The organism is Citrobacter sp. C348, from assembly GCF_047467975.1.
Classification (GTDB): Bacteria; Pseudomonadota; Gammaproteobacteria; order Enterobacterales; family Enterobacteriaceae; genus Citrobacter; species Citrobacter gillenii.
The window spans coordinates 81,594-106,140 of record NZ_JASJUJ010000002.1 but is presented as its reverse complement, the minus strand read 5'-3'; the positions used below and the strand labels follow the sequence as shown (position 1 = coordinate 106,140).

The following is a 24,547-nucleotide window of genomic DNA, read 5'->3' as shown; positions in this document are numbered from 1 at the left end:
AAATAGGATCGTTACAGATTCCCCACCTTAAATCAATTAAACAAATTAAAACCACACGCTATTTCAGAGTTAAATTAATTAAAAAACTTAAAACCATTAAACACATAAAAACCTTCTAACGTATTGTGAAATAAATCAAAATTTACCTCTAAAATACCCCTTACGATGTATGCGGTAGGGAAAAAAAGAAATACTCCGTAATAAAAAAACCTTCCCTTCATTTGCAAACAAAACGTTATCAGGTTGCTAAGCCTGGCAACAAAACCTAAAAGCCAGTAACAAATATACCATCAGGACACTTTTTACTATGTTCGGTAATAATATATTCTCGCACGTGAAGCGCTCAGAAAATAAAAAGATGGCGACTATCGCTCAATTTCTGAAAGAGAATGATTTGAGCGTGGATACGACCGTTGAAATATTTATCACCGTCACCCGTGATGACCGCCTGATTGCCTGCGGCGGTATTGCCGGAAATATCATTAAATGCGTGGCTATCAGCGAAACCGTGCGCGGCGAAGGCTTGGCCCTGACGCTCGCCACTGAGCTGATCAATCTCGCGTATGAGCGTCACTGTACGCACCTCTTCATCTATACCAAAACCGAATACGAAGCGCTGTTTAAGCAGTGTGGCTTCTCTACGCTGACCAGCGTACCGGGCATTATGGTGCTGATGGAAAACAGCACCACGCGTCTGAAGCGTTACGCCGAATCGCTGACAAAACAGCGTCGCGAAGGGAAAAAAATTGGCTGTATCGTCATGAACGCCAACCCTTTTACCAACGGCCATCGTTTTCTGATCCAACAGGCAGCGGCACAGTGCGACTGGCTGCATCTGTTTCTGGTAAAAGAAGACACCTCACGCTTTCCGTATGAAGACCGTCTGGATCTGGTGCTGAAGGGAACAAAAGATATTCCACATTTAACCGTGCATCGCGGTTCGGAATACATCATTTCTCGCGCTACGTTCCCGTGCTACTTCATTAAAGAGCAGAGCGTCATTAACCACTGCTACACCGAAATAGACCTAAAAATCTTCCGCCAGTATCTGGCCCCGGCACTTGGCGTCACGCACCGCTTCGTCGGTACCGAACCGTATTGCACCGTCACCTCCCAGTACAACAACGACATGCGCTACTGGCTGGAGACCCCAACGCTCCCCGCCCCACCGATTGAACTGGTGGAAATTGAGCGGCTGTGCTTCCAGGAAATGCCGATTTCCGCCTCCTGGGTACGCAAGCTGCTGGTAAAAAAAGATCTCACGGCTATCGCCCCTCTGGTTCCTGAAGCCACGTTGCACTACCTGCAAAACATGCTTGAGAGAACCTCGCCAGGCGCGGTAGTCCGCCAAAATACCCCCGCATTAGCAACAGGTGAAAAATGAAAATAAAGCAGGCAGCCGTCGCAGGCACTCTCGAGTCTGGTGATGTGATGATTCGCATCGCCCCGCTCGATACGCAGGATATCGACCTGCAGGTTAACAGTAGCGTTGAAAAACAATTTGGTGATGCCATTCGCACCACCATCCTCGACGTTCTGTCCCGCTACAACGTACGCGGCGTGCAATTAAATGTTGATGATAAAGGCGCACTGGACTGCATTTTACGTGCGCGACTGGAAGCATTACTGGCCCGCGCCAGCGGCATTCCGGCACTGCCTTGGGAGGATTGCCAGTGATTTCTGAATCTTTGCAACAACGTAAATCCCGCACACGCCGTAGCATGTTGTTCGTACCGGGCGCCAATGCCGCAATGATCAGCAACTCGTTTATCTACCCGGCAGATGCGCTAATGTTCGACCTGGAAGACTCCGTCGCCCTGCGCGAGAAAGATACCGCACGTCGTCTGGTGTACCACGCGCTGCAGCACCCGCTGTATCACGACGTTGAAACCATCGTGCGCGTAAACGCCCTTGACTCTGAATGGGGTATCAACGACCTCGAGGCGGTGGTGCGCGGTGGCGCGGACATCGTGCGTTTACCTAAAACCGATACTGCGCAAGATGTTATCGACATCGAAAGCGAAATTCTGCGGATCGAAAATGCCTGCGGTCGTGAACTCGGCAGCACCGGTCTGCTGGCCGCTATTGAATCACCGCTGGGCATCACCCGCGCCGTTGAAATCGCTCACGCCTCTGAACGTCTAATCGGTATTGCACTGGGCGCGGAAGATTACGTGCGTAACCTGCGCACCGAACGTTCGCCGGAAGGCACCGAACTGCTGTTTGCCCGCTGCTCTATTTTGCAGGCGGCACGCTCTGCGGGCATTCAGGCATTTGACACCGTGTATTCCGATGCCAATAACGAAGCCGGTTTCCTGCATGAAGCCGCACACATCAAGCAGTTGGGTTTTGACGGTAAATCGCTCATCAACCCGCGCCAGATCGACCTCCTGCACAACCTGTATGCGCCAACGCGCAAAGAACTGGCGCACGCCCGTCTGGTTGTAGAAGCCGCTGAAGCCGCCGCTCGCGAAGGCCGTGGCGTTGTCTCCCTGAACGGCAAGATGGTCGACAGCCCGGTTATCGAGCGCGCCCTTCTGGTTATCTCCCGTGCAGAACTTTCCGGCATTCGCGAAGAATAAGGCAAAAAAATGACGCAGAAAATCGAACAGTCTCAACGACAGGATCGCGTGGCGACCTGGAGCCGTCATGCTGAAAGCGACCTTTCCGCTTTCCACAGCAGCGCAAAAGTCGCGTTACAGGCGCAGAAACCCCGCGACAAAAAACTGTGCGCTAACCTGGAAGACGCTATTCGCCGTTCAGGTTTACAGGATGGAATGACCATCTCTTTCCACCACGCTTTCCGCGGTGGCGACCTGACGATTAACCTGGTGATGGACGCCATTGCCGCCATGGGCTTTAAAAACCTGACGCTGGCCTCCAGCTCCCTGAGCGACTGTCACGCTCCGCTGGTTGAACACATTCGTCAGGGCGTCGTCAGCCGCATTTATACTTCCGGTCTGCGTGGCCCGCTGGCAGAAGAGATTTCCCGCGGCCTGCTGGCTGAACCCGTACAGGTTCACTCTCACGGTGGTCGCGTACACCTGGTGCAAAGCGGTGAGTTAAGCATTGACGTCGCCTTCCTCGGCGTACCGTCTTGCGACCAATTTGGTAATGCTAACGGCTACACCGGTAAAGCCTGCTGCGGCTCACTCGGCTACGCCCGCGTCGATGCCGATAACGCCAAACAGGTGGTACTGCTGACTGAACAACTGCTGAGCTACCCGCATAACCCGGCCAGTATCACCCAGGATCAGGTGGATCTGATCGTGCAGATCGAGCAGGTCGGTGATGCCGACAAGATCGGCGCCGATGCAACCCGTATGACCACCAACCCGCGTGAACTGCTGATTGCCCGCAGTGCGGCAGAGGTGATTGCAAACTCCGGCTACTTTAACGAAGGCTTCTCATTGCAGACCGGTACCGGTGGCGCTTCGCTGGCCGTGACCCGCTTCCTGGAAGACAAAATGCGCAGCCGCGACATTCGCGCCGACTTCGCACTGGGCGGCATCACCGCCACCATCGTTGACCTGCATGAAAAAGGCTTAATCCGCAAACTGCTGGACGTACAGAGTTTCGACAGCGCTGCTGCGAAATCCCTGGCCCGCAACCCGAACCACATTGAGATCAGTGCCAACCAGTACGCTAACTGGGGCTCAAAAGGCGCATCGGTTGACCGTCTGGATGTCGTGGTGCTGAGCGCGCTGGAAGTGGATACCCACTTCAACGTCAACGTACTGACCGGCTCCGACGGCGTACTGCGCGGCGCATCCGGTGGCCACTGCGATACTGCCGTCGGTGCTGCGCTGTCGATCATCGTCGCCCCATTAGTTCGCGGCCGCATCCCAACGCTGGTTGATAACGTCCTGACCTGCGTCACCCCAGGCTCCAGCGTTGACATTCTGGTCACTGACCACGGTATCGCCGTCAACCCTGCACGTCCTGAACTGGCTGAACGTCTGCAGGAAGCAGGGATGAAAGTGGTCTCCATCGACTGGCTGCGCGAGCGTGCACAGCAGCTTACCGGCCAGCCACGCGCCATAGAATTCACCGACCGTGTGATTGCCGTTGTGCGTTACCGCGACGGTTCGGTGATTGACGTTGTGCATCAGGTGAAGGAATAAACCATGCACCTGCTCCTTGAACATGCCACCTGCCACGCGGTTTCTATTCCCGAACTGCTCGCCAGCCGCGATGAGAGACAAGCACGGCAGCATGCCTGGCTCACCTGCCACTGCGCGCCACTGGTCTCTTTTACCGTGGTCGCGCCGGGCCCGATTAAAGACAGCGAATTAACGCGTCGCATTTTTAATCACGGCATGACCGCCCTGCTCACGCTGGCGGAAAAATCAGGCTGGATGGTCAGGGAGCAATCCGCGCGGGTTTCTGCCAGCGGGCCGGAAGGTCTGTTGTCTATTGAGGCCCCGGCGCATGACCTCAAACTCGCCACCATTGAGCTTGAGCATTCACATCCGCTGGGACGGTTATGGGACCTCGATGTCCTGACCCCGGAAGGGGAAATTCTGTCCCGCCGTCATTTCGCGCTCCCTGCCCGCCGCTGCCTGCTGTGCGAGCAAAGCGCTGCCGACTGCGCGCGGGGTAAAACCCACGCGCTTTCCGACTTACTTATTCGCATGGAGGAACTGCTGCATGATGCCGATTCCCGCAACATCGACTGACTCAACAGTCCTCCCTCAGGATCTGCCCGAAGCCTACGCGACGCTCGCGTGGCGCGCCATGCTGACGGAAGTCAACCTGTCGCCAAAACCCGGTCTGGTGGATCGTATTAACAGCGGCGCACACAAAGACATGGCGCTGGACGACTTCCACCGCAGCGCTGAGGCAATTCAAGTCTGGCTGCCGCGCTTTGTCGAATACGGCGCCTTCAGTGCGCAACTGGCGCCTGAAGATGTGCTGAAAGGACTGCGCCCGGTGGGGATGGCCTGCGAGGCCGAGATGTTTCGCGCCACTGCCGGGGTGAACACCCATAAAGGCAGTATCTTTTCATTGGGACTGTTGTGTGCCGCCATTGGTCGCCTGCACCAGCTTCACCAGACCGTCACACCTGAAACCCTTTGCTCTACGGTGGCAACCTTTTGCCGCGGCCTGACCGAGCGCGAACTGCGCCAGAACAATCAACAACTCACGGCTGGCCAACGTCTGTATCAACAACTGGGATTAACCGGTGCTCGCGGCGAAGCAGAAGCAGGCTATCCGTTAGTGATCCACCACGCTTTACCGCACTACCGCATGTTGCTGGCTCAGGGTCGCGATCCTGAACTGGCATTGCTCGACACCTTACTGCTGCTGATGTCTATCAACGGCGATACCAACGTGGCTTCCCGCGGTGGCGCTAAGGGGTTGCGCTGGCTACAGCAGCAATCCGCCACATTATTGCAGCAAGGGGGAATTCGTACCCCCGCCGATCTCGATTACCTGCGCCAGTTCGACCAACAGTGTATTGAACGCAACCTCAGCCCTGGAGGCTGCGCCGATCTGCTGATCGTTACCTGGTTCTTAGCTCAGATTTCGCAAGTTCATCATTATCACCATTAAAGATCCTTTCCGGAGAATCATTCATGTCTTTATCAAAAGATAGTATATGGAAGTTACTGGCCCCGCTGGTCGTCATGGGTGTCATGTTTCTTATCCCCGTCCCTGATGGAATGCCCCCTCAGGCCTGGCACTACTTTGCCGTGTTTGTGGCCATGATCGTCGGTATGATCCTCGAGCCAATCCCGGCAACAGCGATCAGTTTTATCGCCGTGACTATTTGTGTTATCGGCAGCAACTACCTGCTGTTTGATGCCAAAGAACTGGCTGATCCCACCTTTCACGCCGGCAAGCAGGCGCTGAAATGGGGTCTGGCGGGCTTCTCCAGCACCACCGTGTGGCTGGTGTTCGGTGCGTTTATTTTCGCACTGGGTTACGAAGTCACCGGTCTGGGTCGTCGTATCGCACTGTTCCTGGTGAAATTCATGGGGAAACGTACCCTGACACTGGGCTATGCGATTGTGATTATCGACATCCTGCTGGCGCCGTTTACACCGTCTAACACCGCGCGTACCGGTGGTACCGTATTCCCGGTTATCAAGAACCTGCCACCGCTGTTTAAATCATTCCCGAACGATCCGTCAGCTCGCCGTATCGGCGGTTATCTGATGTGGATGATGGTGATCAGTACCAGCCTGAGCTCCTCCATGTTCGTTACCGGCGCTGCGCCAAACGTACTGGGTCTGGAATTCGTTAACAAAATTGCCGGTATTCAAATCAGCTGGCTGCAATGGTTCCTCAGCTTCCTGCCGGTCGGTATTATTTTGCTGATCGTTGCACCGTGGTTGTCCTACGTTCTGTACAAACCCGAAGTCACCCACAGTGCCGAAGTTGCCGCATGGGCCGGTGACGAACTGAAAACCATGGGTAAACTAACCCGTAAAGAGATGACCCTGATCGGTCTGGTGCTGCTGAGCCTGGGCCTGTGGGTATTCGGCGGCAAGGTGATTGATGCCACCGCGGTCGGTCTGCTGGCAGTTTCTCTGATGCTGGCGCTGCACGTGGTTCCGTGGAAAGACATTACCCGCTATAACAGCGCATGGAACACCCTGGTCAACCTCGCGACGCTGGTGGTAATGGCCAACGGCTTAACCCGTTCTGGTTTCATCGACTGGTTTGCCAACACCATGAGCTCGCACCTGGAAGGCTTCTCGCCTAACGCGACCGTTATTGTGCTGGTGCTGGTGTTCTACTTTGCCCACTACCTCTTCGCCAGCTTGTCTGCGCATACCGCGACCATGCTGCCGGTGATTCTGGCGGTCGGTAAAGGGATCCCAGGCGTGCCAATGGAGCATCTGTGTATTCTGCTGGTGCTGTCCATCGGTATCATGGGCTGTCTGACGCCGTATGCCACCGGCCCTGGCGTGATCATTTACGGCTGTGGTTATGTGAAATCCAAAGACTACTGGCGTTTGGGTGCTATCTTCGGTGTCATCTACATCTCAATGCTTCTGCTGGTCGGCTGGCCAATTCTGGCAATGTGGAGCTAATCGTACTTCTTAGTCCGTAACGAAAACGATGCCGGTCAGCTAAACCTGAGCGGCATTTTTTATGATTTAATAGATGACATTCAGAAATTATATAAGTATCCGAATTCATCATGACATCGACATGGCGTTATTGCTCTTTGCTGGCGACGCTTCTGCTGCCAGTTTCTGCGGCCCAGGCCGAACCACTTCAGGCAAAACAGTACGGCGATTTTGACCGCTATGTGCTGGCGCTCTCCTGGCAAACAGGTTTTTGTCAGAGCCAACACGAACGTAATCGTCAGGAACCCGACGAATGCCGCCTGCAAAAAGAAACCGCAAATAAAGCAGATTTCCTGACCGTTCACGGTCTGTGGCCTGGCCTGCCAAAATCGATTGCCGCCCGCGGCGTGGATAATCGTCGGTGGATGCGCTTTGGCTGCGCAACGCGCCCCATTCCAAACCTGCCGGAAGCCCGCACCAGTCGCAAATGCGCCGCGCCAGAAACCGGTCTGTCGCTGGAAAGCGCCGCCAAACTGAGTGCAGTGATGCCCGGTGCCGGCGGAAAGTCCTGCCTCGAACGCTATGAATACGCCAAGCACGGGGCCTGCTTTGGTTTCGACCCTGACGCATACTTCGGCACCATGGTGCGCATGAATGGCGAGATAAAAAACACCGAACTCGGTAAATTTATCGCCGCTAATTACGGAAAAATGGTCAATCGCAACGCGTTTGACGCCGCGGTCGCGAAAACCTGGGGTAAGGAGAGCGTGAAGGCAGTGAAATTAAGTTGTCATGGAAATCCGGCCTACCTGACCGAAATCCAGTTTACGCTCAAGGCAGCCAGCATCAACGACCCGCTTTCCGCAGCCTCGTTCCTGCCGCAAGCGCACCCTGGAAACTGCGGTAAGCAGTTTATCCTCGATAAAGTCGGTTATTGATTCCCTGAATGTGAACTAAATCACTTCAAACCTGGGGTAAGTCTCAGTATCATCATAAAAGCTAAACCCTTGCCGCCTGACGGTGAGGGTTTTCTTTTGGGATTATTTACCTGCGCACCCGCAGTATCGACGACATGGAGTAATAAATGTCCAGACCAACTATCATCATTAACGACCTCGATGCTGAGCGCATTGACCGCCTGTTGGAGCAACCTGCGTTTGCGGGTTTACCGATTGCTGACGCCTTAAACGCCGAGCTGGATCGCGCCCAAATGTGTTCTCCAGAAACCATGCCGCACGATGTCGTCACCATGAACAGCCGCGTGAAATTCCGCAATCTGAGCGATGGTGAAGTCCGAGTGCGTACCCTGGTGTATCCGGCCACGATGACCGACAGCAGTACTCAACTGTCGGTGATGGCCCCGGTAGGTGCTGCCCTTCTGGGTCTGCGCGTTGGCGACACGATCCACTGGGAACTGCCAGGTGGTACATCAACCCATCTTGAAGTCATCGAACTTGAGTACCAGCCTGAAGCTGCGGGCGACTACCTGCGCTAACTCTGTTATAGCAAAGCTACTCGCTTTATCTTACAGGGGATGCTTACGCATCCTCTTTCCGATGAAATCCCCGCCCCTCATTGACATTATTGCTGCTTTCCCTTTCCCGCTCGCAAAACATAAATCTGTGTCGTGACTGACAGAATCATTTTTAATACTATGCTGTTATGTGTTCATGTAATGACAAGGAGAATGTTTATGTACAACACAATCATAATGCCTGTTGATGTATTCGAAATGGAACTGAGCGACAAGGCTGTTCGCCATGCAGAATTTCTGGCACAGGAAAATGGGATTATCCATCTTCTGCATGTGCTTCCTGGCTCCGCCAGCCTGAGCCTGCATCGTTTTGCTGCTGACGTTCGCCGTTTTGAGGAACATCTGCAGCACGAAGCGGAAACCCGCCTGCAAACGATGGTCGGTCACTTCAGTATTAATCCTTCTCGCATCAAACAGCACGTTCGCTTTGGTAGCGTACGTGATGTAGTCAACGAGTTGGGCGAAGAGCTGAACGCCGATGTGGTGGTCATTGGATCGCGCAACCCATCAATCAGCACCCATCTGCTGGGTTCTAACGCCTCCAGCGTAGTCCGCCACGCCACCCTGCCGGTGCTGGTCGTTCGTTAAAAAAAGGGGCTACCTTTCGGTAGCCCCTTTTTATTCCGCATCGATGTTATTTCATCGAATCGGTAAGCCTGAAACGCGTTTGCGACCTCAGGCATTTTCCTTCTTTTGCAGGTGAGTCTTACTTTCTTATTGTACGGTGGAGCGAATCAGGTAATCAAAGGCGCTCAGTGACGCTTTTGCACCTTCGCCGGTAGCTATGATTATCTGTTTGTACGGCACGGTGGTACAGTCACCCGCAGCGAAAACCCCTTTCACGCTGGTTTCACATTTGGCATCAATAATGATTTCGCCCATGCGATTACGCTCAACGGCACCTTCCAGCCAGTTGGTGTTTGGCAGCAGGCCAATCTGCACAAAAATACCCGCCAGTTCCACATTGTGGACGTCGCCGCTGACGCGATCGCGGTATTCCAGACCGGTCACTTTACTACCGTCGCCCTTCACTTCAGTAGTTTGCGCATTCAGAATGATGTCGACGTTTTTCAGGCTGCGCAGTTTATTTTGCAGCACCTGATCGGCCTTCATTTCCGGAGCAAACTCGAGCAGCGTCACATGTTCAACGATACCCGCCAGATCGATAGCCGCTTCAACACCTGAGTTACCGCCGCCAATCACCGCCACGCGCTTACCTTTAAACAGCGGACCATCACAGTGCGGGCAATAGGTTACGCCTTTGGTCCGATACTTGTCTTCGCCCGGCACGTTCATGTTGCGCCATTTGGCACCGGTGGCAATAATAATGCTGCGTGCTTTTAGCACCGCGCCGGAGGCCGTTTCAATCTGATGCAAGCCCCCTTCCTGCGCAGCAGGAACCAGCTTGCTGGCGCTCTGGCTATCAATCACATCAACATCATAATCATCAACGTGTGCTTTCAGCGCACCTGCCAGTTTCTGACCTTCGGTTTTCGGTACCGAAATATAGTTTTCGATATCAACGGTATCCAGCACCTGACCGCCAAAACGTTCACCCATCAGGCCGGTACGAATACCTTTACGTGCGGAATACACTGCCGCCGCCGCCCCTGCAGGCCCCGAACCGACGATCAGCACATCATAGGCATCACGTTTATTCAGCTCTTCTGCCGCGCGCTTCTCAGCACCGGTATCGACTTTAGCGACGATTTCCGTCAGCGTCATACGCCCCTGACCAAACTCTTTGCCGTTCATATACACGGCCGGAACACCCATCACGTTGCGATCGGTAATCTCATTCTGGAAAGTACCGCCATCAATCGCCGTATGCTTGATACGCGGATTCAGCACCGACATCAGGTTCAGCGCCTGCACCACGTCCGGGCAGTTGTGGCAGGACAGTGAATAATAGGTTTCAAACTCAATATCGCTGTCGAGGTCGCGGATCTGCTCCAGCAGAGACTGTGCTTCTTTTGACGGATGACCGCCGGTCCACAGCAGCGCCAGAACCAGCGACGTAAACTCGTGACCCAGAGGTGACCCGGCAAAACGCGGCCCCTGATGAGAGCCCGGATTGGTGATCAGGAATGATGGCTTACGTACTGCCAGCGTGTTGTCTTCTTTAAAGGTCACTTTATCTGACAGTTCAGCAATTTCAGCCAGCAGTTCCTTGATTTCTGCCGATTTCGCGCTGTCATCCAGCGTAGCAATCAGCTCAACAGGTTTGGTCAGTTTCTCAAGGTAAGCCCTGAGCTGGGTTTTCATATTTGTGTCGAGCATTGTTCTTCCCTCTCTGAAAACATCATCATGCAAGCGGCCTCGTTCAGGCAGTCTGAATACGTTTGCATCATGGTGTTGGAATAAAACGGGCGCGACGCACCCGCTTAAGGATTAATTCGCAAGAATTTCGTGTTACAGGCAGGCGGCAAGCTTATGAATCCCCGGGAGCTTACATAAGTAAGTGACCGGGGTGATTAAGCGTAGCCAACGCACCTGTAGCGCGAAAGGCGTAGCGAATTTTAGATTTTACCGACCAGGTCCAGAGATGGAGCCAGAGTGGCTTCACCCTCTTTCCACTTCGCCGGGCACACTTCGCCAGGGTGAGAAGCAACATACTGCGCGGCTTTGATTTTACGCAGCAGGTCAGATGCATCACGGCCGATACCTTCAGCGGTAACTTCGATCGCCTGGATGATACCCTGCGGGTCAACAACGAACGTTGCGCGGTCAGCCAGACCTTCATCTTCACGCATGTTGTCGAAGTTACGGGTCAGGGCGCCAGTTGGGTCACCGATCATTGCATATTTGATTTTGGCGATGGTATCAGAGCTGCTGTGCCAGGCTTTGTGCGTAAAGTGGGTATCGGTAGAGACAGAGTAAACGTCTACGCCCAGCTTCTGCAGTTCTTCGTAATGGTCAGCCACATCACCCAGTTCAGTCGGGCATACAAACGTAAAATCAGCCGGGTAGAAGAAGAAGACACTCCAACGACCTTCGATATCTTTCTCGGTAACTTCAATGAATTCACCGTTTTTGAACGCCTGGTTTTTGAAAGGTTTAATTTTGGTATTAATCAAAGACATCTGTACTTCCTCCGTGTTTTCGTTGAGGGATAAGTTAACGAAAATCTTTCATCAGGGCTAATGCGTTTCCTTTATCAAATCAATAAGCGTTAACTAACAACCGACTCAACAAAATGTTGTGAAACCGTAGCAAAAAGTAAAAAGGCCCCCTTTGCAGGGAGCCCATTACCCGAGTTACCCGCAGATAACGTCAGTGCCAGCGGACTGGCTAAGTGTTGCGCTCTACATTACCTTAACAAAGGTTGTAACAGCGATTGGGATTACATCACCCCACTCAAGAAAGGGCAATCGACAGACCGTCGGTCTTACCTATGGCTGTGATAGGTTTTGCAATTAAGCCCCCTTTCCTTTTGATTTTATAAGGAAAATCAATGTTTAAACGTACATTACTCTTCGCTTTGCTCCCTGCCGTCGTGCACGCCGAAGAACTCCCTGCCCCGGTAAAAGCCATCGAAAAACAGGGCATTACCATCCTCAAGCCGTTTGACGCGCCAGGTGGAATAAAAGGTTACCTGGGAAAATACCAGGATATGGGAGTGACTATCTATGTCACGCCTGACGGGAAACATGCCATTTCCGGCTACATGTATAATGAAAAAGGCGAAAACCTCAGTAATGCATTGATAGAAAAAGAAATCTATGCACCTGCAGGCCGTGAAATGTGGCAGCGCATGGAAAAAGCGTCGTGGATTCTGGACGGGAAAAAAGACGCGCCGGTTATTGTCTATGTTTTCGCCGATCCCTTCTGCCCGTATTGCAAACAATTTTGGCAACAGGCACGTCCATGGGTTGATTCAGGAAAAGTACAACTCCGGACATTGTTGGTCGGCGTAATCAAGCCCGAGAGTCCGGCAACCGCCGCAGCAATTCTGGCCGACAAAGATCCGGCTAAAACATGGCATGACTATGAGGCCTCTGCCGGTAAACTCACGCTGAAAATGCCAGAGACGCCACCTTCCGAGCAAATGAAGGCGTTGAATATCAACCAAAAATTGATGGACGACCTGGGGGCTAACGTCACCCCGGCAATCTACTACATGAGCAAAGACAATACATTACAACAGGCCGTCGGGCTGCCGGATAAGGAAAAACTGGCCGTTATAATGGGTAACAACTAAAACTAACATCATGAGTGATTGTTATCGTTCTCATTTCGATCACTCATGACACATTTTTCGTTCGTCAAATTAACACTGACTGTGATACGTTAGTTTAAGTTAATTATGTATTAAGCTCATAAACCATGCTTAGATGACATAAATTGCAATTAAAACATTTCAAAATTAAATATTTACACATTGAATAATAATGAGAATACACATATGGCTAACCTCTATGATCTCAAGAAATTTGACCTTAACCTGTTGGTTATTTTTGAGTGTATTTATCAACATTTGAGCATCAGTAAGGCCGCCGAAACGCTGTTTATCACGCCGTCAGCGGTGAGCCAGTCATTGCAAAGACTGCGCTCACAGTTTAATGACCCTCTGTTTATCCGCTCCGGGAAAGGGATCACGCCTACGGTAACCGGGGTTAACCTACATCGTCATCTTGAGCAAAATCTTAACCATCTGGAACAAACGATAAATATCATGCATAGTTCCAGCCTGAAAAAGAAATTTATCATTTACTGTCCACAACTTGTCACCGGTTATAATATAAATGAATTAATTCATTATCTCAGAGAAGATTCATCTGTCGAAATTGAGCATCATGATATATTAATGTCAGCAGAAACGGCTGAAAACATATTGGCCTACCGCAAAGCAGATCTTGTCGTTACTGTTGTACCTGTGCGCAATCGTTCCATTATCAGCACCCCGTTCAAAACTATTGAGAGCGTATTGGTTTGCAGTAGCAACCATCCTAGAATAAATGATTCAAGTACGCATCAACAAATACAGGAAGAACAGTTTACTTTGTTTCTCTCTGAAGAGCAGGGTATAAAAGAGTTTCAGTCAAAAACCAACCAGTTTTTGGTCAATCGCAACATTGGTTTTAGCAGTGACTCCCTCATTTCAATTACTAACGTTATTTCTAACACGGATATTATCGGTATTATCCCCAGGGTAATCTTTGAGCTCTACGCACCTATTTTTAATTTAAAAGAGATCGATATCGGTATTACCCCCCCCTCAGTTGAGCTTTTTTTAATGTATAATCGCGCATCCCTCAACAACAGCGTTTTTGCTGAATTTATAAAAAAAATCACACCAAAAAGTGAATAAATCAACATTATTGATTTTTTTGAATACATTACATTTACTATATGAATTAAAACAACACATACATCAAGTAAATATATTTAAAAAAGTTGCATGACACGTAAATTAGCATATCTTATTGCAACCATTTATTATGTATAAAAATAATAAATTTACGACCAGAGCTTGATATGTCTGTTTATAAAATACCGCTAAGTAAAAATGTACTTGAAGCCGCTCAGGAGCGCATTACGTGGACGCTGGAAACGCTGCCGCGCATTTGTGTTTCATTATCAGGTGGCAAAGATTCAGGGGTGATGTTGCATCTGACGGCCACACTGGCCCGTCAGAAGCATAAAAAAATTCACGTATTATTTATCGACTGGGAGGCCCAGTTTTCCTGCACTATCGAGTATGTGCAGGCATTGCGCGAACATTACTCCGACGTTATTGAACGGTTTTATTGGGTCGCCTTGCCGTTAACCACGCAAAATTCACTCTCGCAATTTCAGCCGGAATGGCAGTGCTGGGAGCCGAATACGCAATGGGTTCGCCAACCGCCAGCAGATGCCATTACCGATCCCGAGTTCTTCCATTTCTATCAGACCGGAATGACCTTTGAACAATTCGTTCGCGAGTTCGCTGACTGGTTTTCAGAAAAGCGGCCGGCCGCAATGCTGGTCGGGATCCGTGCCGACGAGTCATATAATCGCTTTGTCGCGATTGCCAATTCACATAAGCAGCGGTTTGCCGATGATAAACCCTGGACCACCGCCGCGCCCGGAGGCCATACCTGGTATATTTATCCCATCTATGACTGGAAAACGGCCGATATCTGGACCTGGTTTGCAAAAACAAAGCAGCCGTGTAATCCCTTGTATAACCTGATGTACCAGGCCGGGGTTCCTACGCGCTATATGCGTATTTGCGAACCCTTCGGCCCGGAACAGCGTCAGGGGCTCTGGTTGTATCACGTTATTGAACCCGAACGCTGGGCTGCCATGTGTGCCCGCGTGAGCGGCGTTAAAAGCGGGGGAATTTATGCCGGTCATGACAACCATTTTTACGGACACCGGAAAATATTAAAACCTGAACATTTAAGCTGGCAAGAGTATGCCATGCTGCTATTAAACAGCATGCCAGAACAAACTGCAGAGCATTATCGCAACAAAATCGCCGTTTATATTCAGTGGTATAAGAAAAAAGGGATGAGCGATATTCCGCAAACTCAGGACGGTGATATTGGGTCTAAAGATATCCCCTCATGGCGGCGAATCTGCAAAGTCCTGCTGAATAATGATTACTGGTGTCGGGCGCTTTCTTTTAGTCCAACAAAGTCAAAAAGCTACCAACGCTATAACGAACGCATGAAAACAAAACGTCAGGAATGGGGGATTTTATGCAACAGCGATTAACCCAAGAACTCCTTAATTTTCTTTCCGGGTTGTCAGAAAAAGAGAAAATTGAGGCTATAAATGAATTCAGAATAGCCATCCACAGCGTCAGTCCTTTTCGCGAAGAGCCGGTAGATTGTGTGTTATGGGTCGAAGGTAATCATATTACGCCTAACGACTACAACCCTAATAACGTGGCACCGCCGGAGAAAAGACTGCTGCTGAAATCCATCGAGGCAGATGGATTTACCCAACCTATCGTTGTGGTTCACTCAACGGAAGAAGAATATGAAATCATTGATGGTTTTCATCGACATGAATTAGGCAAAAGCAAACCCTCGCTGAGATCCCGACTAAAAGGTTATTTACCCATCACCTGCTTGCAGCGTGAACGCCATGAACGCATGGCGGCAACGATTCGTCACAACCGTGCTCGCGGACGGCATCAAATCCACGCCATGTCTGAAATTGTCCGTGAATTATCACTCCTCGGCTGGAGTGAAGAAAAAATCGGTAAAGACCTCGGGATGGACAGTGATGAGGTATTACGTCTCAAGCAAATCAACGGTCTGCAAGAATTGTTTGCCGACCGCCGATTTTCTAAAGCCTGGACGGTGAAGTAACTACAGCGTAACCAGACGTTCAGCCGCCGCCAACAGCGTCGACTCCTGCTTGGCAAAACACAGGCGAATCAGCTTGTGCGGGAAGGGATCGGCGCAGAACACCGACAGCGGGATTGCCGCCACGCCCACTTCAGTGGTCAGCCACTGACAAAACGCCACATCATCGAGATCCGAGACGGCACTGTAATCGATCAGCAAAAAATACGTCCCTTCGCCGGGCAAAATGTCCAAACGACTGTCACGGAGCGCGTTCACCAGCACATCACGTTTTCGCTGATAAAACGCGGGCAGGTCGCGGTAATGCGTTGGATCGGCCCGCAGCATATCCGCCAGTGCCAACTGCGCTGGCGTATTGACCGAGAAGGTCAAATACTGGTGTACCTTACGTAATTCGACGCTGATCGCTTTTGGCGCCACACAGTACCCGACTTTCCAGCCGGTCATATGATACGTTTTGCCGAAAGATGAAACGGCAACAGCGCGTTCCCGTAGCTGCGGATGCGCCAGCACGCTGGCATGCCCTTGCGCGGCAAAGCAGATGTGTTCATAGACTTCGTCACTGATGACAAAAATCTCGCGCTCTTTAATCACCTGCCATAATGCTTCAAAATCAGCGTGATGCCAGACGGTAGCAGAGGGGTTATGCGGCGTATTGAGGATCACTAGACGGGTGCGGTCGCTAAGTAACGCGGCAAATTCCTGCCAGTCCACACCAAATGACGGCGGTTGCAGCGCAATACGTTTCACCACGCCGCCGGATAATGCCACCGCAGGCGCATAGCTGTCATAGCTCGGGTCAAAACAAATCACCTCATCGCCGGGTCGCACTAAGGCCGTAATCGCCGAATACAATGCTTCCGTCGCTCCCGCCGTCACCGTAACCTCACTGTCAGCATCCGGTTTATAGCTGTATAACTCGGCGGTTTTGTCGGCGATGGCTTCACGCAGCGACGGCACACCCGTCATAGGTGCATATTGGTTCGCCCCTTGCGCTACATGGTACGCCAGGCGTTCTTGCAGATAGTGTGGGCCGTCAAAATCCGGGAATCCCTGCGACAGGTTAATCGCCTGATGTTCCTGCGCCAGGGCGCTCATTTGCGAGAATATGGTAGTGCCTAAATTGGGGAGTTTGCTTTGCACAATCAGCGAGTTATTACTCATTATTGTTATCCTGACGTGTGATGTTGTGGTTGAAGCCACTATAACACGATGTTAGTATTTGGCAATCAAGACGTTTAGACGTCCATATAAAAATAACCTGCGTGGACAGGACAGCCAAAAGGACAACACAACATGAGTCAGAGCGAAATTCGCGTCGTCGTCGGCCCGGCCAATTACTTTTCCCATACCGGCAGCCTGTCCAGACTGCATGATTTCTTCACCGACGACATACTGTCGCGCGCCGTCTGGGTGTATGGCGAGCGTGCTATCGCCGCTGCCCGTCCCTATCTGCCTGACGCATTTAATTATGACGGGGCAAAGCACCTGTTATTTACCGGTCATTGCAGCGAAACAGACGTTCAGCAACTGGCAGAAGATGCCGGTGATCACCGCAGCGTGGTGATTGGCGTGGGCGGCGGCGCATTACTCGACACCGCCAAAGCGCTGGCCCGTCGTCTCGATTTGCCTTTCGTGGCGATCCCCACCATTGCCGCGACCTGCGCGGCCTGGACGCCGCTCTCGGTGTGGTACAACGATGCCGGTCAGGCGCTGCATTTTGAAATTTTCAACGATGCCAACTTTCTGGTGCTGGTGGAGCCGCAGATAATCCTCAATGCGCCAGAGGAATACTTACTGGCGGGCATCGGCGACACGCTGGCGAAGTGGTACGAAGCGGTCGTGCTGGCGCCGCAGCCCGAAACGTTGCCGTTGACCGTGCGTCTGGGGATCAACGGCGCGCTGGCCATTCGCGACGTGCTGCTGGAAAGCAGCGAACAGGCGCTGGCTGATAAAAAGCAGGGGAAACTCAGTCAGGCGTTTTGTGATGTGGTGGATGCCATCATTGCCGGCGGCGGCATGGTGGGCGGTCTGGGTGAGCGTTACACCCGCGTGGCGGCGGCACATTCAGTGCATAACGGCCTGACGGTGCTTCCACAAACAGAGAAGTTTTTACACGGTACCAAAGTGGCCTACGGCATCCTGGTGCAAAGTGCGCTGCTGGGGCAAGACGATGTGCTGGCTCAACTCACCTCAGCCTACCAGCGTTTCAATTTGCCCACCCGGCTGGCCCAGTTAGACGTGGATATCAATAACCGTGCTGAGATCGATAAGGTGATTGCGCACACGCTGCGCCCGGTGGAATCCATTCACGCACTGCCGGTCACGTTAACGCCAGAAACCCTGCGCGCGGCGTTTGAGAAGGTGGAGTCGTTTACGGTGTGAGTGTGATGTGGGTTGCCTGATGGCGGCTGCGCCTTATCAGGCCTACGCCAATGCGGTGTTGTAGGCCGGATAAGCGCCAGCGCCATCCGGCAAAAAAATCAACAACACTTCGCTCCGCCTTTGCCCCCATAGCGCGCATCCTGACGCTCACGGAAGAATTCTTCGTAGGTCATTGGCGTCTGGTCCGGGTGGGTGATGCGCATATGCTCAACATAGTTGTCGTAATCCGGCACGCCAATCATCAGGCGGGCGGTTTGCCCTAAATACTTCCCGGCTTTTGCGAGTGTTTCAAACATAGTCATTCCCTGCTGTACAAACGCCCTCCCCGCTACGGAGAGGGCTTGTGGGTTAAGAGAATCTTAGTGCGCGCCTTTCGCCTGCGCCACGATCTCTTCGACATTCTCCGGCATCGGCTCGTACGGCGTTTCTTTCGACGTCGGTTTGTCCTCTTTCAGCGCGGCCAGCGCCGTTTTAATGGCGAACAGACCCAGGACCACCACTACCACCATAAAGAAGATGGTCAGTCCGGCATCCAGACGGTTGTTAAACACCAGTTGCGAAAGCTGCGACTGGGTGTATTGCGCCGGAATGTTACCGCTGTCGATCATCGCCTGGAACTTGTTGGCGATCGCCAGGAAGCCGATTTTGGTATCCGGGCTAAACGCTTTCTGCCAGCCCGCTGTCAGGGTACAAATCAGCAGCCAGGCGGTTGGCACCAGCGCCACCCATGCGTAGCGCTGACGTTTCATCTTGAACAGTACCACCGCACACAGCATCAGCGCCATGCCAGCCAGCATCTGGTTGGCGATACCAAACAGCGGCCACAGGGTATTGATACCGCCTAATGGATCCACCACGCCCTGGTGCAGGAAGTAACCCCAGGCCAGCACGCACAGCGCCGTTGCCAACAGGTTCGCAGGCAGTGAATCAGTACGCTTCAGGCCTGGTGACACCACGCCCAACAGATCCTGCAACATAAAGCGTGCAGCACGCGTACCGGCATCGACCGCGGTCAGAATAAACAGGGCTTCGAACAGAATAGCGAAGTGATACCAGAACGACACATCCATCATGCCGCCCAGCGCACCGTGCAGAATGTACGCCATCCCTACCGCCAGCGTAGGCGCCCCGCCCGCACGAGAAATAATGGATTGCTCGCCCACTTCGTTAGCGATTTGATGCAGGGTATCCGGGGTAATGGCAAAGCCCCAGCTACTGACCACCTGCGCCGCAGAAGCGACCACATCCACCGTGCCCGCAGGTGCCAGCACCGCCATTGGGCTGTTCATCGCAAAGTACACGCCCGGATCGATGATACACGCAGAGACCAGCGCCATGATGGCGACAAAGGACTCCATCAGCATCCCGCCGTAGCCGATAAAACAAGCCTGCCCTTCATTCGCCAGCATCTTCGGCGTGGTGCCGGATGCAATCAGCGCGTGGAAGCCAGAAACCGCCCCGCAGGCAATGGTTATAAACAGGAATGGGAACAGGTTGCCCGTCCACACCGGACCGGTACCGTCAACGAATTTGGTCAGCGCAGGCATGGTCAGCGTTGGACGCATGATCAGAATGCCCACCGCCAGGCCGACAATGGTACCAATCTTCAGGAAGGTAGACAGGTAGTCACGCGGTGCCAGCAGCAGCCACACCGGCAGCACGGCGGCCACGAAGCCATAACCCACCAGCATCCAGGTCAGCTGTACGCCGGTAAAGTCAAAGTACGGTGCCCAGGTTGGGCTTTCAGCCACCCAGCCGCCGGAAATAATGGCAAACACCAGGAACACCAGGCCGATAATCGACACTTCGCCAATGCGACCCGGACGCAGGTAGCGCAGGTAAATACCCATAAAGATCGCCAGCGGGATAGTGAACGCTACGGTGTAGGTTCCCCACGGGCTGTGGGTCAGTGCTTTCACGACGATCATCGCCAGCACCGCGAGGATAATCACCATGATCATAAAACAGGCCACCAGCGCAATCACACCCGCCGTCGGGCCCATCTCTTCTTTCACCAGTTCGCCCAGGGAACGGCCATCGCGACGGGTGGAGACAAACAGCACCATAAAGTCCTGCACCGCGCCCGCCAGCACCACCCCGGCCAGTAGCCAGATCATGCCCGGCAGGTAGCCCATTTGCGCTGCCAGCACCGGTCCGACTAACGGACCCGCTCCGGCAATCGCCGCAAAGTGGTGACCAAACAATACTTTTTTATCGGTAGGAACGTAATCCAGGCCGTCGTTATGCCGCACGGCTGGCGTCATACGCGTCGGGTCCAGTGCCAGCACATTTTTCGCGATGTACAGGCCATAAAAACGGTAGGCAATAAGATAGACACAGACCGACGCCACCACAATCCACAGCGCGTTGATCTGTTCACCACGGTTTAACGCAATATATCCCAGGGCAAATGCTCCGATAACGGAGAGCAATGTCCAGAGAAGGTATTTCCCTGATTTATTCATGGTTGTTGTCCGTTTGCGTGATCCAGAAAGATGTTACATTTTGTTTCTATAACACCTTTCCTGAATTTAACAACCTGACAACTACATAAACCCGAGACTCTACTGACTATTTACATTGCATTGTTAACTAGATCACTTCATTTACCTGTTAAGCCTGCAATTTCATTTTACGATGTCGGCAATGTCACCCCATCACCGCCGTGCCTAAGCGACAGGTACAGCAGCGCCGTCCTTGCTCATCAAAAATCACGATCTCCCAGCTTTGGTTCTGCCGCCCGAGATGTAGCGGCTGACAAACGCCGCGCACTTTTCCCTGCGATACCGCACGATGGTGGGTAGCATTGAGTTCCGTACCAACCACACATTGTCCATCGCGGGTCATCATGTAGCCGGCCATCGATCCCAGCGTTTCCGCCAGTGCCGCCGACGCGCCACCGTGTAGCAGACCAAACGGCTGATGGGTACGATGGTCCACCGGCATTTCAGCTTCCAACACGTCATCGCCCAGCCGGGTATAGACCACGCCTAAATGCGCCACCAACGTGTTCTGGCTGGTGGCATTGAGTTCATCGAGCGTGAGGTGTCGTTTCCAGATCATCATTACGCTCCCAGCGTCGAGCCGCCGTCCACCACGATATCCTGCAAGGTGATATGGCTGGCCAGATCGGAGGCGAGGAATAAGACAGTGTTGGCGATTTCCTGCGGACGAGCAATCTTACCCAACGGAATGCCAAGCTTAAACTGCTCGCCAAACCCGCGAATACGCTGCTGTTCGGCGTCGTCACTGACCCACAGCGTACGTTGCATATCGGTGTCGGTCGACCCCGGCGAAACTACATTACAGCGCACGCCACTCGTAGCCAGTTCCAGACCGACGGTCAATGCCAGGCTTTTAAGCGCGGCTTTTGACGCGCCGTAAGCGCTCATACCGATGCGTGGCGTATGTGCCGCATCCGATGCAACGGTGACTATCGCCCCGCCCTGCTGGCGGCGAAACTGCGCCATGGTGTGCTGAAACAGATTGAACGCGCCGCCCACATTGACGGCGAAGGTCTGCTGCCAGTCCTCAACGCTCAGCGCGTCGGTTGGCCCCATACGTAAAATCCCGGCGGCGTTGACCAGCACATCCAGCCGCCCGGTGTTCGCCAGCAAGCGCTCGCACACCTGCGCCACCTGCGGTGCATCCTCCACATTCATTACCTCGGTGGCAAACGGATAAGCTTCACCGTCAAACGCCAGATCGAAGCCAGTCACCCGCGCACCCGCGTCAACAAACGCCAGCGCCGTGGTGTAACCAATGCCTTTTCCTGCGCCGGTAACCCAGACGGTTTTGCCTGTGAAATCAAACCCAACCATTACTTCACCTCGCGGGAAAGCAGTTTCCACCAGGCGTCAATGGTCGGATTTTTCGCCAGCATCACGAAGTCGATATCGCCATGCACTTTACGCCAGCGGGCAGCCAGCGCCATCATCCGTACCGAATCCAGACCGTAGTCGATCAGATTTTCGTCATCCAGCGGCTCATCGGATTCATCCAGCAACGGCAGAATAACGCTGCGTAGCGCCTCTTTACTGGCAGGCACCGGCGTTGGCAAGAGTTCCTGCGTCATCACCACCCGCCCAGAGCGTCCGGCAACATATTTCAGCGACATCAGGTGTTCATCGCGGCTAAAGTCAGCCAACGCATCGGCCACCATAAACGGCTTAATGTCGCGCATGAACGCGTCGGTTGCGGTGGTCATACAGCCAATATGCGCGTAGACGCCGGTAATAATCAGCTGATTACGCCCAGTTTCTTTCAGCATCTGTTCCAGCGGGGAGCGATGAAACGCGCTGTAGCGCCATTTCACCAGGATTGTATCCGCTTCGTCCGGGGCCAGCGCGTCGACAATCTTCTGCTGTTCCGGCGAGCGCGTCAGCCCCGGTCCCCACATATCGTTCAACAGGGCACGGTCTTCATCGCTTTGATCTTTCGGCTGGGCAGTGTAATAGACCGGAATGTTATGCGCTTTGCAGTACTGGCGCAGCGCGGCGATATTGGCCACTACCTGCTCCATCATCGGGCAGTTATCGCCCCAAAAACCGATAAAATAGTCCTGCATGTCGTGGATCAGCAGCGCAGCACGCTCGGGTTCAAACGCCCAGTCAACTTTATTGTCGGGAACATCAAGCGCGGTGGGCAGCGCATAAGCCTGCAGTTTAGGAATTGCCATCTCTTTTCTCCTTCAGGCCAGTGAACGTGATGCCAGCCACTGACGTAATTGTTTTTTATCCACTTTCCCGACCGGGGTCAGCGGCAGCGACGCCACGCACTCGACGCGGTCCGGTAATTTGAACTCCGCCACGCCCTGCTCACGCAGGAAACGACGCACCTGAACTGCGCGCAGTGGTTCTTTCACCACCAGACAAGCGCAGCTTTTCTCGCCCATCAACTCATCGTCCACGCTGACCAGCGCCGCATGAACCACCGCCGGGTGGCGCAGTAACAGGTTTTCTATCTCTTCGGCGGCGATCTTCTCCCCGCCCCGGTTGATCTGATCCTTCTCGCGCCCTTGTACGGTGATGTAGCCATCTTGATCGATGGCGATCAGGTCACCTGAGCAGTAGAACCCGTTGGCATCAAAAGCGCTGGCGTTGTGTTCAGGGCTGTTGAAATAGCCGCGGAAGGTGTACGGCCCGCGCGTCATTAGCCGTCCGGTCTCACCCTGCGGCAAAGGATTACCGTCAGCATCGGCCACCCAAACCTCGTCATCCGGGCACATCGGGCGTCCCTGGGTATTGATGATGCGCTCAGGACTGTCGTCCAGGTGGGTGTAGTTCACCAGCCCTTCCGCCATACCGAATACCTGCTGTAACTGACAGCCGATCTCTGCCGGAATACGGGCGGCAAGCGAAGCAGAAAGCCGTGCCCCACCGACCTGCAACAGTTTCAGCGATGCCAGTTGCGCATGACTGCCCCATTCTGCAATCGCCTGCAGCCACAGGCTTACCGCCGGGGGAACCAGCGCCGTGACGTTAACCTGATGCTTCTCAATCAGCGGGAAGCACAGCGTGGCGCTCGGGTCCGTCGCCAGCACCACGGTTCCACCGGCAAGGAACACGCCCAACGCGCCAGGTGAGCTCATGGCGTAGTTATGCGCGGCCGGGATTGCGCACAGGTAGCGCGTTTCTTCGGTGAAATGGCAAATCTCGTTGCTGCGCCGCACGCTGTAGTAGTAATCGTTATGGGTACGCGGGATCAGCTTCGGAGTGCCGGTGGTGCCACCGGAAAGCTGGAAATAGGCCACTTCATCAGCAGGCGATGGCGTGGCGGTAAAATCGTGAGCAGGCTGGCTTATCGCATGTTGCAGGTTGTGTTCACCCTCGTCATTGAGCAGCAGCACCACGCGTAGCGAGCTGTGTTCACTTACAAATGCGTTCAGGAAGTCATCCGCAGCAAACAGCGCATGTGCGCGGTCAGCAATCAGCAGCGCCGGTTTGATTTGCGTCGCGTAGGCGTTGAGCTCAGTGCGTTGATGGCTGTACAACCCAAAAACGGGAGCCACGCCCAGCTTGAGCAGCGCAAAGAAGGTGATATACAGCTCCGCCACGTTGCCCAACTGCACCAGCGCGGTTTCACCGGGTTTAATGCCCTGACGACGCAGGCTGCTGGCAAGATTGTCCGCTGCCTGGTTAAGCTGGCGGTAGCTCAGATGCCGCGCTCCATCAATCACCGCCGTATGGTCACTGTCGGCATGACGGGTCAGAATGTCGGTCAGCGGCAGATCCTGCCAGTAGCCTTTTTCACGGTAACGGCGGGCAAATTCTTCCGGCCAACGGGTAAAAGGAATACGCATCATC

24 protein-coding genes are annotated in these 24,547 nt (G+C 53.2%); 15 read left to right on the top strand and 9 right to left on the bottom strand.

Features of this window, described 5'->3' with window-relative positions; genetic code table 11:
- Positions 1 to 307: 307 nt before the first annotated feature.
- From citC to uspG, 10 genes are all read left to right on the top strand, one after another.
- Positions 308 to 1,384, top strand: coding sequence for a [citrate (pro-3S)-lyase] ligase (citC, locus tag QNN86_RS04420; protein ID WP_182270186.1), 1,077 nt, complete (start codon positions 308 to 310; stop codon positions 1,382 to 1,384).
- Positions 1,381 to 1,677 carry a citrate lyase acyl carrier protein gene (gene citD / locus QNN86_RS04415; protein ID WP_096757911.1) on the top strand — a complete coding sequence of 99 codons (297 nt, stop codon included), beginning with the start codon at positions 1,381 to 1,383 and terminating at the stop codon, positions 1,675 to 1,677. The genes citC and citD overlap by 4 nt, the downstream gene beginning before the upstream one ends.
- Positions 1,674 to 2,582, top strand: coding sequence for an aldolase/citrate lyase family protein (locus QNN86_RS04410; protein WP_414210691.1), 909 nt, complete (start codon positions 1,674 to 1,676; stop codon positions 2,580 to 2,582). Before citD ends, QNN86_RS04410 begins: the two co-directional genes overlap by 4 nt.
- Positions 2,583 to 2,591: 9 nt before the next feature.
- A complete protein-coding gene (gene citF, locus QNN86_RS04405; RefSeq protein ID WP_181618885.1) occupies positions 2,592 to 4,124 on the top strand; it encodes a citrate lyase subunit alpha in 1,533 nt (510 codons plus the stop codon).
- Positions 4,125 to 4,127: 3 nt separating this feature from the next.
- A complete protein-coding gene (gene citX / locus QNN86_RS04400) occupies positions 4,128 to 4,679 on the top strand; it encodes a citrate lyase holo-[acyl-carrier protein] synthase (RefSeq protein ID WP_414210690.1) in 552 nt (183 codons plus the stop codon).
- Positions 4,651 to 5,556, top strand: a complete 906-nt coding sequence (gene citG, locus QNN86_RS04395) for a triphosphoribosyl-dephospho-CoA synthase CitG (protein WP_181618883.1) — start codon at positions 4,651 to 4,653, stop codon at positions 5,554 to 5,556. Before citX ends, citG begins: the two co-directional genes overlap by 29 nt.
- Positions 5,557 to 5,579: 23 nt before the next feature.
- On the top strand, positions 5,580 to 7,043 hold the full coding sequence (gene citT, locus QNN86_RS04390; protein WP_181618882.1) for a citrate/succinate antiporter CitT: 1,464 nt from the start codon (positions 5,580 to 5,582) through the stop codon (positions 7,041 to 7,043).
- A gap of 110 nt (positions 7,044 to 7,153) precedes the next feature.
- Complete coding sequence (gene rna, locus QNN86_RS04385) at positions 7,154 to 7,960, top strand: ribonuclease I (RefSeq protein WP_181618881.1); 807 nt, start codon at positions 7,154 to 7,156, stop codon at positions 7,958 to 7,960.
- Positions 7,961 to 8,106: 146 nt separating this feature from the next.
- Positions 8,107 to 8,517, top strand: a complete 411-nt coding sequence (gene rnk / locus QNN86_RS04380) for a nucleoside diphosphate kinase regulator (RefSeq protein ID WP_003022104.1) — start codon at positions 8,107 to 8,109, stop codon at positions 8,515 to 8,517.
- Between the two features lie 198 nt (positions 8,518 to 8,715).
- On the top strand, positions 8,716 to 9,144 hold the full coding sequence (uspG, locus tag QNN86_RS04375) for a universal stress protein UspG (RefSeq protein ID WP_181618880.1): 429 nt from the start codon (positions 8,716 to 8,718) through the stop codon (positions 9,142 to 9,144).
- Positions 9,145 to 9,270: 126 nt separating this feature from the next.
- Here uspG and ahpF read toward each other — a convergent pair whose 3' ends face one another.
- Both ahpF and ahpC read right to left on the bottom strand, forming a co-directional pair.
- On the bottom strand, positions 9,271 to 10,836 hold the full coding sequence (gene ahpF / locus QNN86_RS04370; protein WP_181618879.1) for an alkyl hydroperoxide reductase subunit F: 1,566 nt from the start codon (positions 10,834 to 10,836) through the stop codon (positions 9,271 to 9,273).
- Between the two features lie 239 nt (positions 10,837 to 11,075).
- A complete protein-coding gene (ahpC, locus tag QNN86_RS04365; protein WP_115259117.1) occupies positions 11,076 to 11,639 on the bottom strand; it encodes an alkyl hydroperoxide reductase subunit C in 564 nt (187 codons plus the stop codon).
- Between the two features lie 371 nt (positions 11,640 to 12,010).
- On the opposite strand from ahpC, the gene dsbG reads away from it, so the two are divergent.
- From dsbG to QNN86_RS04345, 4 genes are all read left to right on the top strand, one after another.
- Positions 12,011 to 12,757 (top strand): thiol:disulfide interchange protein DsbG, encoded by a 747-nt coding sequence (gene dsbG / locus QNN86_RS04360; RefSeq protein WP_414210689.1) that lies wholly within the window; start codon positions 12,011 to 12,013, stop codon positions 12,755 to 12,757.
- A 204-nt stretch (positions 12,758 to 12,961) separates the two neighbouring features.
- Positions 12,962 to 13,867, top strand: coding sequence for a DNA-binding transcriptional repressor CitR (citR, locus tag QNN86_RS04355; protein ID WP_181618877.1), 906 nt, complete (start codon positions 12,962 to 12,964; stop codon positions 13,865 to 13,867).
- A 167-nt stretch (positions 13,868 to 14,034) separates the two neighbouring features.
- Positions 14,035 to 15,258 carry a phosphoadenosine phosphosulfate reductase gene (locus tag QNN86_RS04350; RefSeq protein WP_414210688.1) on the top strand — a complete coding sequence of 408 codons (1,224 nt, stop codon included), beginning with the start codon at positions 14,035 to 14,037 and terminating at the stop codon, positions 15,256 to 15,258.
- Positions 15,243 to 15,860, top strand: coding sequence for an IbrB-like domain-containing protein (locus QNN86_RS04345; protein WP_181618875.1), 618 nt, complete (start codon positions 15,243 to 15,245; stop codon positions 15,858 to 15,860). Before QNN86_RS04350 ends, QNN86_RS04345 begins: the two co-directional genes overlap by 16 nt.
- On the opposite strand, the gene QNN86_RS04340 is transcribed toward QNN86_RS04345, so the two are convergent.
- A complete protein-coding gene (locus QNN86_RS04340; protein ID WP_279277131.1) occupies positions 15,861 to 17,021 on the bottom strand; it encodes a pyridoxal phosphate-dependent aminotransferase in 1,161 nt (386 codons plus the stop codon). It lies immediately after the preceding gene.
- A gap of 132 nt (positions 17,022 to 17,153) precedes the next feature.
- Here QNN86_RS04340 and QNN86_RS04335 point away from each other — a divergent pair, with 132 nt between their 5' ends.
- On the top strand, positions 17,154 to 18,242 hold the full coding sequence (locus tag QNN86_RS04335; RefSeq protein ID WP_181618873.1) for an oxidoreductase: 1,089 nt from the start codon (positions 17,154 to 17,156) through the stop codon (positions 18,240 to 18,242).
- A gap of 98 nt (positions 18,243 to 18,340) precedes the next feature.
- On the opposite strand, the gene QNN86_RS04330 is transcribed toward QNN86_RS04335, so the two are convergent.
- From QNN86_RS04330 to entE, 6 genes are all read right to left on the bottom strand, one after another.
- Positions 18,341 to 18,538, bottom strand: a complete 198-nt coding sequence (locus QNN86_RS04330) for a YbdD/YjiX family protein (protein ID WP_135322724.1) — start codon at positions 18,536 to 18,538, stop codon at positions 18,341 to 18,343.
- 63 nt (positions 18,539 to 18,601) lie between these two features.
- Entirely contained in the window at positions 18,602 to 20,707 is a 2,106-nt protein-coding gene (cstA, locus tag QNN86_RS04325) for a pyruvate/proton symporter CstA (protein ID WP_181618872.1), read from the bottom strand.
- Positions 20,708 to 20,891: 184 nt separating this feature from the next.
- Positions 20,892 to 21,305 (bottom strand): proofreading thioesterase EntH, encoded by a 414-nt coding sequence (entH, locus tag QNN86_RS04320; protein ID WP_115259979.1) that lies wholly within the window; start codon positions 21,303 to 21,305, stop codon positions 20,892 to 20,894.
- A 2-nt stretch (positions 21,306 to 21,307) separates the two neighbouring features.
- Entirely contained in the window at positions 21,308 to 22,063 is a 756-nt protein-coding gene (gene entA / locus QNN86_RS04315; protein WP_414210687.1) for a 2,3-dihydro-2,3-dihydroxybenzoate dehydrogenase EntA, read from the bottom strand.
- Positions 22,063 to 22,920, bottom strand: coding sequence for an isochorismatase (locus tag QNN86_RS04310; RefSeq protein WP_181618870.1), 858 nt, complete (start codon positions 22,918 to 22,920; stop codon positions 22,063 to 22,065). Before QNN86_RS04310 ends, entA begins: the two co-directional genes overlap by 1 nt.
- A gap of 12 nt (positions 22,921 to 22,932) precedes the next feature.
- Entirely contained in the window at positions 22,933 to 24,543 is a 1,611-nt protein-coding gene (gene entE / locus QNN86_RS04305) for a (2,3-dihydroxybenzoyl)adenylate synthase EntE (RefSeq protein ID WP_182270860.1), read from the bottom strand.
- Between the last annotated feature and the right edge of the window lie 4 nt (positions 24,544 to 24,547).

Bases quoted from the DNA above. Each gene is read 5' to 3' on its own strand.
- citC (WP_182270186.1), top strand. From the start codon at position 308: ATGTTCGGTAATAATATATTCTCGCACGTGAAGCGCTCAGAAAATAAA.
- citD (WP_096757911.1), top strand. From the start codon at position 1,381: ATGAAAATAAAGCAGGCAGCCGTCGCAGGCACTCTCGAGTCTGGTGAT.
- citF (WP_181618885.1), top strand. From the start codon at position 2,592: ATGACGCAGAAAATCGAACAGTCTCAACGACAGGATCGCGTGGCGACC.
- citX (WP_414210690.1), top strand. From the start codon at position 4,128: ATGCACCTGCTCCTTGAACATGCCACCTGCCACGCGGTTTCTATTCCC.
- citG (WP_181618883.1), top strand. From the start codon at position 4,651: ATGATGCCGATTCCCGCAACATCGACTGACTCAACAGTCCTCCCTCAG.
- citT (WP_181618882.1), top strand. From the start codon at position 5,580: ATGTCTTTATCAAAAGATAGTATATGGAAGTTACTGGCCCCGCTGGTC.
- rna (WP_181618881.1), top strand. From the start codon at position 7,154: ATGACATCGACATGGCGTTATTGCTCTTTGCTGGCGACGCTTCTGCTG.
- rnk (WP_003022104.1), top strand. From the start codon at position 8,107: ATGTCCAGACCAACTATCATCATTAACGACCTCGATGCTGAGCGCATT.
- uspG (WP_181618880.1), top strand. From the start codon at position 8,716: ATGTACAACACAATCATAATGCCTGTTGATGTATTCGAAATGGAACTG.
- ahpF (WP_181618879.1), bottom strand. From the start codon at position 10,836: ATGCTCGACACAAATATGAAAACCCAGCTCAGGGCTTACCTTGAGAAA.
- ahpC (WP_115259117.1), bottom strand. From the start codon at position 11,639: ATGTCTTTGATTAATACCAAAATTAAACCTTTCAAAAACCAGGCGTTC.
- dsbG (WP_414210689.1), top strand. From the start codon at position 12,011: ATGTTTAAACGTACATTACTCTTCGCTTTGCTCCCTGCCGTCGTGCAC.
- citR (WP_181618877.1), top strand. From the start codon at position 12,962: ATGGCTAACCTCTATGATCTCAAGAAATTTGACCTTAACCTGTTGGTT.
- QNN86_RS04350 (WP_414210688.1), top strand. From the start codon at position 14,035: ATGTCTGTTTATAAAATACCGCTAAGTAAAAATGTACTTGAAGCCGCT.
- QNN86_RS04345 (WP_181618875.1), top strand. From the start codon at position 15,243: ATGCAACAGCGATTAACCCAAGAACTCCTTAATTTTCTTTCCGGGTTG.
- QNN86_RS04340 (WP_279277131.1), bottom strand. From the start codon at position 17,021: ATGAGTAATAACTCGCTGATTGTGCAAAGCAAACTCCCCAATTTAGGC.
- QNN86_RS04335 (WP_181618873.1), top strand. From the start codon at position 17,154: ATGAGTCAGAGCGAAATTCGCGTCGTCGTCGGCCCGGCCAATTACTTT.
- QNN86_RS04330 (WP_135322724.1), bottom strand. From the start codon at position 18,538: ATGTTTGAAACACTCGCAAAAGCCGGGAAGTATTTAGGGCAAACCGCC.
- cstA (WP_181618872.1), bottom strand. From the start codon at position 20,707: ATGAATAAATCAGGGAAATACCTTCTCTGGACATTGCTCTCCGTTATC.
- entH (WP_115259979.1), bottom strand. From the start codon at position 21,305: ATGATCTGGAAACGACACCTCACGCTCGATGAACTCAATGCCACCAGC.
- entA (WP_414210687.1), bottom strand. From the start codon at position 22,063: ATGGTTGGGTTTGATTTCACAGGCAAAACCGTCTGGGTTACCGGCGCA.
- QNN86_RS04310 (WP_181618870.1), bottom strand. From the start codon at position 22,920: ATGGCAATTCCTAAACTGCAGGCTTATGCGCTGCCCACCGCGCTTGAT.
- entE (WP_182270860.1), bottom strand. From the start codon at position 24,543: ATGCGTATTCCTTTTACCCGTTGGCCGGAAGAATTTGCCCGCCGTTAC.